Origin of the sequence: Niallia sp. (assembly GCF_031978665.1) — a bacterium.
GTDB lineage: Bacteria > Bacillota > Bacilli > Bacillales > Cytobacillaceae > Niallia.
Map to the genome: position 1 here is coordinate 70,786 of NZ_DALZDK010000002.1, position 6,081 is coordinate 76,866.

The 6,081-nt window shown below is 34.7% G+C and carries 6 protein-coding genes; 4 read left to right on the forward strand and 2 right to left on the reverse strand.

Going from position 1 to position 6,081, the window contains the following annotated elements:
- Window positions 1-13 precede the first annotated feature (13 nt).
- The gene (gene cysT, locus RTL21_RS01510; RefSeq protein WP_312092619.1) at window positions 14-859 is read right to left on the reverse strand and encodes a sulfate ABC transporter permease subunit CysT; all 846 of its coding nucleotides are present in this window, start codon (window positions 857-859) and stop codon (window positions 14-16) included.
- A gap of 183 nt (window positions 860-1,042) precedes the next feature.
- A complete protein-coding gene (locus RTL21_RS01515; RefSeq protein ID WP_312092621.1) occupies window positions 1,043-2,095 on the reverse strand; it encodes a sulfate ABC transporter substrate-binding protein in 1,053 nt (350 codons plus the stop codon).
- A gap of 298 nt (window positions 2,096-2,393) precedes the next feature.
- Between RTL21_RS01515 and RTL21_RS01520 the strand changes: the two genes are divergently transcribed.
- The 4 genes from RTL21_RS01520 to RTL21_RS01535 all read left to right on the forward strand — a co-directional run bounded on the left by RTL21_RS01520 (window position 2,394) and on the right by RTL21_RS01535 (window position 5,662).
- A complete protein-coding gene (locus tag RTL21_RS01520) occupies window positions 2,394-2,966 on the forward strand; it encodes an MEDS domain-containing protein (RefSeq protein ID WP_312092866.1) in 573 nt (190 codons plus the stop codon).
- 423 nt (window positions 2,967-3,389) lie between these two features.
- A complete protein-coding gene (locus RTL21_RS01525; protein ID WP_312092623.1) occupies window positions 3,390-4,166 on the forward strand; it encodes an amino acid ABC transporter substrate-binding protein in 777 nt (258 codons plus the stop codon).
- A 74-nt stretch (window positions 4,167-4,240) separates the two neighbouring features.
- A complete protein-coding gene (locus RTL21_RS01530; protein ID WP_312092625.1) occupies window positions 4,241-4,900 on the forward strand; it encodes an amino acid ABC transporter permease in 660 nt (219 codons plus the stop codon).
- Between the two features lie 15 nt (window positions 4,901-4,915).
- The gene (locus RTL21_RS01535; protein ID WP_312092627.1) at window positions 4,916-5,662 is read left to right on the forward strand and encodes an amino acid ABC transporter ATP-binding protein; all 747 of its coding nucleotides are present in this window, start codon (window positions 4,916-4,918) and stop codon (window positions 5,660-5,662) included.
- Window positions 5,663-6,081 lie beyond the last annotated feature (419 nt).

Genomic DNA, 6,081 nt, shown 5'->3' on the forward strand with positions numbered 1-6,081 from the left:
ACTCCTCCTTTCTTTAGTTCGTAGTCATATTCCTATTTGTCCACCACTGTAATAAGTTGATACAGAAAAGCAGTAGAAAAGATACAAATAACATAACAGATGCAATAGCAGTAGCTCCTGCATAGTCATACTGCTCTAGTTTTGTAATAATTAATAATGGCGTAATTTCTGTTTTCATCGGCATGTTTCCTGCAATAAAAACAACGGAACCATATTCTCCTAACGATCGAGCAAATGCCAGCGTAAACCCTGCAAGAATGGCTGGTAGCAACTCAGGAATGATGACTTTAATAAATGTTTGTAGCCTTGTTGCTCCAAGACTAGCTGACGCTTCTTCTATCTCTTTTTCTAGATTTTGCAAAACAGGTTGAACCATTCTTACAACAAATGGAAGTCCTATAAAGGTTAAAGCAATGGTTACACCAATAGGAGTAAAAGCAACCTTAAATCCAAGGAGACTCCCTATCCATCCATTGGGGGCATACAGTGTAGTTAACGCAATCCCGGCAACTGCTGTTGGCAAAGCAAAAGGTAAATCTACTAATCCATCAACAATTCTCTTACCTGGAAAGGAGTAGCGGACTAATACCCATGCAAGTAACACACCAAACACTACATTTATTAAAGCAGCAGTTAAAGATGCTCCAAAACTTAATTTATAGGAAGCAACAACCCTTGGATCTAAAACAGTATCCCAAAATCTTTCCCATCCCATTTTGGAAGTATTAAAAAATATCATCGATAATGGCAATATCACCAATATGCATATATATAGCATTGTGTATCCTAAAGATAGTCCAAAACCGGGAAGCACATTACTCCTTTTATTACCTCGTTTTTGTTTCCTTCCTTTACTCATCTCTTCACCTCTGCAACTTGTGTATTCCGATATTTTCCATCAATCTACTTTTATCATTTTTCTAACAGCAAATCATCATTCCCTTTTCACGATTACTTAAAGGAGAATGATGATTTGAAAAAATATGTTTTTTTCTAGTAAAGCTCAACGGAAATATTTTAGAAATTCTTTTTTTCTGCTGAATCAATTCGAAGGAATATAGATTTGGTCAAATGTACCACCGTCACTAAAATGCTTTTCTTGCGCTTCTGTCCAGCCTCCAAAGTTATCATCGATCGTAACTAATTCCATCTCTTCAAATTGATTTGCATATTTTTTTAGCACTTCTGGATCCCTTGGGCGATAGTAATTTTTCGCTGCAATCTCTTGCCCAACCTCACTGTATAAATATTGAAGATACTCTTTTGCAACCTCTGTCGTTCCCTTTTTCTCTGTAATTCCATCCACTACAGCTACTGGTGGTTCTGCTAATATACTTAATGATGGACTAACTATCTCAAAGTTTTCTTTACCTAATTCATCAATTGCTAAATAAGCTTCATTTTCCCAAGCAATTAATACATCTCCAATCCCTCTCTGAACAAATGTATTGGTAGAATCACGTGCTCCTGAATCTAGGACCTCCACATTTTGAAAGAGTGCTTTTATAAATTCTTTGATTTTCTCTTCATCGCCATTATTCTGTTTGGCAGCATATGCCCAAGCAGCTAGATAATTCCATCTCGCACCACCTGAAGTTTTAGGGTTAGGCGTGATAACTGATACATCTTCTTTAATTAAGTCATCCCAATCCTTAATATTTTTGGGGTTTCCTTTCCTTACAAGAAAGACAATCGTTGACGTATAAGGAGTTGAATTATTCTCGAATTTCGTCTGCCAATCCTCTTGAATTACACCTCTTTCCTTTACAATCGCATCAATATCTCCTGCCAAAGCTAATGTAACTACATCTGCTTCAATCCCATCAATTACAGCTCGAGCTTGTTTTCCAGACCCACCATGTGACTGTTGAACAGTAACATCTTGCCCTGTTTTTTCTTTCCAGTATTTCGCAAAAGCATCGTTGTATTCTTGATAAAGTTCTCTTGTAGGATCATACGAAACATTCAATAGTTCTATAGAAGAAGCTTTTGAATTTTCGCCACTGCTTTTTGTATCACTGCATCCAGAAAGTACTAAAGATGCTATTAGTAGAATAGTAGAAATTTTAAATAAGGACTTAATCTCTTTTGTCATGATATGGTTCCCCCTTTTTTATAAAAAAAGGCTGCCACTTAATAATGATTAAGTAGCAGCCTTCAGTTTACTGATCAGCTTTCCGTCCGAAAAGTATTTATTTTCAATCAATTGATTATTATTAATTTAAACTCATTTTCCTTATAAGTCAACTAGGAATTAAATTTTTTCTTAAAATGAATGAATGATAGTATACTAGATTACTTATTTCCTAACATTGGGTTATCTTCCAATTAAAAATCTACTATAATGGAATTACTAAATAAAATGAGGTGCATAATTGGAAAATAAAAAGAGGTTGTTTTTTGAAGGGAAAGAAAAATTACATGTTTTATTTTTCTATAAGGGCATGAGAACCTACATGGAAGAAGCAATTCACTTTATCCATGCAGGGATCCATGCAGGAGAATACGTTATTCTGATTGAAAATGAACGAAATTTCCAAAAAATCTATGAACAATTAAAAACTAAAATTACTTCTGTACAAATGAAACAGCTACATTATGTTAATAGTTTAGACTTTTATTTTTCAAGTGGAGGCTACCATCCACCAGTAATCAAAGAGTATTTCAATAAAACCATCCAGCCATTTGTAGATAATAATATCCCCTTTCGTTCATGGGCACATGTAGAATGGGCAACGATGGAAGAACCTTACCATGTAATAGGAGACGTGGAAAAAATGGTAGAGTACACTTTCAATCAGATTCCCTTTCCATTGATATGTGCCTATGGAGAACTGAAAATACCAGAAACTTTGACAACTATTTTACTAGAAAACCATCCTTACATTTTGAAAGAAGATAAACTGCTTTTATCTGAAAAGTACATAACTAATTCACCTTTTCATTTAGATAGTGAAATAGAGTAAAAATCTATCTATCGTTAAAATTCTCTCTGTATAGTCTTAGATGAATTATTCGTTTTGAAATTAAACTTTTTGGGGGCTAGCGAATAGCAAATTCTGGTCTTTCATCATTAATCGCTAAATCCCTGAAGTTGATAATCCCTCTACATCCTTCTTTTTACTCCAATCAAGTCTGTCGATTAAACATCATTTTCTTCCTTGTTCATTTAATAATACCTTTAGCTTATTTCCCCACCAAATCCTTTATCCTACTAATATACTAAAATATTTTATTGACAATTACTTTTTTAATATGGTAAATTCTATTCATCGGTTTATCACTCTAATATATTATCGAACTAAAGGATTTTTTAGTAATATTGTTAATTTCATTAGTCTTATCCAGAAAAAATACAAACTTTAATTCATAAAGGTGGCTTTTACAACATGAAACGTTTAGCAATTAATTTACTTATCTTAGTATCTGTATTTTTCGTTTTTGCAGCTTGCTCAAACAATTCAAAAGATAAAAAGGAAGATACATTAGTAATTGGTATTGATGATAAATTCGCTCCAATGGGATTTAGAGATGAAAACAACGAAATCGTCGGTTTTGATATTGATTATGCAAAAGCAGCTGCTGAAAAAATGAATCTGTCAGTAGAATTCCAACCGATTGATTGGAAAACGAAGGAATCTGAATTAAGCAGTGGTCGAATTGACCTCATTTGGAATGGATATACTATTACAGATGAACGGAAAGAGAAGGTTCTTTTCACGAAGCCATATTTAAAAAATGCACAAGTAGTCGTAACATTAGCTGATTCCAAATTATCAAAACTAGCTGATTTAGAAGGGAAAGTAGTTGGTCTTCAATCTCTTTCTTCTGCATCAGATGCATTAAATGCTAATCCGATTAAATCGAAAATGAAAGAAGTTACCGAGTTTTCCGATAATGTATTAGCATTAAGTGATTTAAAATCTGGTCGTTTAGATGCGGTCGTTATTGACGAAATTGTTATTGATTATTATATGACGAAGGAACAGGATTCCTTTAAAATACTTGATGAATCACTTGCTCCAGAAGAATATGGAATTGGGGTTAAAAAAGGAAATGAAGCGTTATTAGAAAAACTTCAAAAAGCACTTGATGAAATGAATGAAGATGGAACTGCCGCTGAAATTTCGGAAAAATGGTTTGGTGAAAATAAAGTATTAAAGTAAAAACTCGCAAATGAATCGTAAACAAAACAGGATTTCTTTACGAAACCCTGTTTTGTTTTGTTGGAGGAATAAAAATGTCGTTTGATTATATTATGTCGATACTTAAGCCTATGTTGGAAGGAGCACAAGCAACTGTTCTCTTATTTATTATTGCTATTATAGTATCCATTCCATTAGGTTTTCTATTAACGCTAGCTATTAGAAGTAGTATCAAGCCCATTGCTTGGCTAGCGAATTGCTATGTTTACATCATGCGTGGTACACCTTTATTGCTACAATTATTGTTTATCTGCTTTGGTTTGCCAATGATCCCAGGAGTTGGAGAATACTTGGTGTTAGACCGTTTTGTTGCAGCTTCTTTAGGATTTATCTTAAATTATGCAGCTTATTTTGCGGAAATTTTCCGCGGGGGTCTACTCGCTATCGATAAGGGCCAGTATGAAGCTTCCCAAGTTCTTGGCTTAAGTAAATGGCAAACGACAACACGCGTTGTGCTGCCACAAATGTTTCGCATTGCCCTTCCTGCTGTGGCAAACGAATCTGTTACATTAGTGAAAGATACGGCCCTACTCTATGCTGTTGCAGTCCCAGAGTTACTTCACTTTGCGCAAACGGCAGTTAACCGCGATTTTACGATTGTGCCATTTTTCCTTGCAGGGGTTATTTACTTAATCATGACCCTACTATTAACATTGTTATTTAAATGGCTTGAACGAAAATTTAATTTTGAATAAGAAGGACGGATACTTATGGCGATCATTGAAATATCGAATCTCAAAAAATCATACGACAAGCTGGATGTACTAGAGGAGATTACCTTTGATGTAAATAACAATGATGTTGTTGCTGTCATTGGTCCTTCTGGTTCAGGAAAGAGTACCATGCTTCGTAGTCTTGTTAACTTAGAAAAGATTGATGGTGGTAGTATTCGAGTTTGTGGTGATTATTTAGTAAAAGACGGCATCTATTCGCAAGCACAAGACATCAAGCAGATTACATCAAAGATGGGAATGGTTTTTCAGCATTTTAATCTATTTCCACACCTTACTGTAAAAGAAAATATTGAGCTTGCTCCGAAATTAGTCAAAAAAGAAGCAGCCGCTGCCATTTATGAAAGAAGCACAAAAATCCTGGAGAAAATTGGTCTTTCTAATTTTACCAATGTATATCCAGCCAAACTCTCAGGTGGACAAAAACAACGGGTTGCCATTGCACGTGCATTAATGATGGAACCAGAAATTTTACTGTTTGATGAACCTACATCTGCGTTAGATCCAGAACTGACTGGAGAAGTATTAGAAGTGATGAAAGACTTGGCTGAGGAAAAAATGACGATGATTGTCGTTACTCATGAAATGGGCTTTGCCAAGGAAGTAGCAAACAAAGTCATCTTTATGGACAATGGAGTAATCGAAGAGTCTGGTCCGCCAAGCAGTCTTTTTATGAATCCTCAATCTGCGCGTACGAAAGCGTTTTTGAGCAGGAATTTGAAATAGAAACGCATAGAAAGTGCTTGGAATATTGATATGCCCCTAATAAAGGAGACCGATTAAATATTACCTGTCTCCTTTATTAGGGGCTTTTTCTATGAAAAAGATTCCTATTTCTTCCCAAAAAAGGATGGGACAATTTTATCGTTTATGCATTGAGAATGAACAAATACTTTTGAAAAAGGTGAGAATTGATATTGGTAGAGAAGCTATGCAAAAAAACTACTATTCAGATTTTCCCTACTGGAATCTATTATTTTTTTGACAAAAATACTCCTCATTCTATAACTATACCATTTGGGATTCTTCTAAGAAAAATCCGACTGTTAACGAAGGCTATAAGAGCGACTCCTATTAGTGCTAATGGAATCAACATTTGACAAAAGTAAATGATCAAGTAGTCTATTACCACCATCATAATACTC

What these genes read in the sequence shown, in the direction of transcription:
- RTL21_RS01530 (WP_312092625.1), top strand. Translation starts at nt 4,241, where the DNA reads ATGTCGTTTGATTATATTATGTCGATACTTAAGCCTATGTTGGAAGGA.
- RTL21_RS01535 (WP_312092627.1), top strand. Translation starts at nt 4,916, where the DNA reads ATGGCGATCATTGAAATATCGAATCTCAAAAAATCATACGACAAGCTG.
- cysT (WP_312092619.1), bottom strand. Translation starts at nt 859, where the DNA reads ATGAGTAAAGGAAGGAAACAAAAACGAGGTAATAAAAGGAGTAATGTG.
- RTL21_RS01525 (WP_312092623.1), top strand. Translation starts at nt 3,390, where the DNA reads ATGAAACGTTTAGCAATTAATTTACTTATCTTAGTATCTGTATTTTTC.
- RTL21_RS01515 (WP_312092621.1), bottom strand. Translation starts at nt 2,095, where the DNA reads ATGACAAAAGAGATTAAGTCCTTATTTAAAATTTCTACTATTCTACTA.